We start from the raw sequence: 1,177 nt of genomic DNA, 5'->3' as shown, positions 1-1,177 counted from the left end.
CATAGAAGCTCAGGAAGGCAATACCACCAAGCGTCACCGATGTCAGTAGGATTTCATTTTGAGACAGAATTGCACCACCACCAAAGATACCTAGAGAAATGAAGATCATATCTAGGACGCTACAAATAGTGGCTGTCGTCAGGTGGTGATTGCGTTTTATGCCTTGATTCAAGACATACGCATTTTGTGCTCCGATCGGAATGATCATCGATGCCCCTAAACCAAATCCTTGCAATAAAACCCAAAAGCTCACAATACACCTCAAATAATTAAGAAAACGACAGAGAGGGGAAAGATAATGGCTTTGGTTAAATAAGTATAATTAATGATTTTAATATATTATTAGAGTTACTTATTTAACGGTTTGGTGTTGTTTTTTGGGAGAACGTGAATGCGAGGGTTGGATTACAAATGGATAGAAGCCTTGGATGCCGTTGTTTATCAAGGCAGTTTTGAACGAGCTGCTGAGCATCTGTTTGTCTCACAATCTGCCATTTCGCAGCGTATTAAACAGCTCGAAAAATTCTTGGCGCAACCTGTGTTAATTCGAGAGCAGCCACCCAAGCCAACTCCCATTGGGAAAAAACTATTGGGGCTTTACCGCCGAGTTCGGTTGCTAGAGCACGAAATTTTACCTGAGATCAAAAACGATACTACAACGCGTCCAGTGCAACTGTCTTTGGCTACTAACGCCGACAGTTTGGCAACGTGGTTACTGCCAGCTTTGCAAGACGTCATGAAAACTCGTCAAGTAGAGTTGAAGCTGACGATTTACGGTGAATCACGGTCAATAGCAAAACTGAAAAGTGGTGAGGTCGCAGGGGCGATCAGTTTAGAGTCTCAAGCGATACTAAATTGTCGCGCCGATTACTTAGGACGAATTGATTACGTTTGTGTGGCTAACCCTGAGTTTTATCAGCGTTACTTTTCTGAAGGTGTAAACAATCAGACCTTAGCAAAGGCGCCAGCGGTTTCCTACGATCAGTATGATGACTTACATAAAAAGTTTCTCACGGAGCATTTCAATGTGCGTCCTGATAGCGTGATTCATCACAACATCAGCAGCTCAGAGGCTTTTCTCAAAATGGCGTTAGCTGGAGTGGCATATTGTTTGATCCCTCGTCTGCAAATTACTGATGAGCTAGAGCAAGGCTTGTTAATTGATATTACGCCTGGC

At 43.0% G+C, this 1,177-nt stretch carries 2 protein-coding genes; one reads left to right on the top strand and one right to left on the bottom strand.

Annotated features, from left to right (window positions below; genetic code table 11):
• The coding region (locus tag R7P35_RS25290; protein WP_318093153.1) for a LysE/ArgO family amino acid transporter at positions 1-253 on the bottom strand (253 nt) is incomplete at its 3' end.
• A gap of 138 nt (positions 254-391) precedes the next feature.
• Between R7P35_RS25290 and R7P35_RS25285 the strand changes: the two genes are divergently transcribed.
• A partial coding sequence (locus R7P35_RS25285) for a LysR family transcriptional regulator ArgP (RefSeq protein ID WP_318093152.1) occupies positions 392-1,177 on the top strand: 786 nt, incomplete at its 3' end.

It is taken from the genome of Vibrio sp. Vb0304 (genome assembly GCF_033338995.1).
Classification (GTDB): domain Bacteria; phylum Pseudomonadota; class Gammaproteobacteria; order Enterobacterales; family Vibrionaceae; genus Vibrio; species Vibrio alginolyticus.
This window is presented reverse-complemented; position numbering and strand designations above follow the sequence as displayed.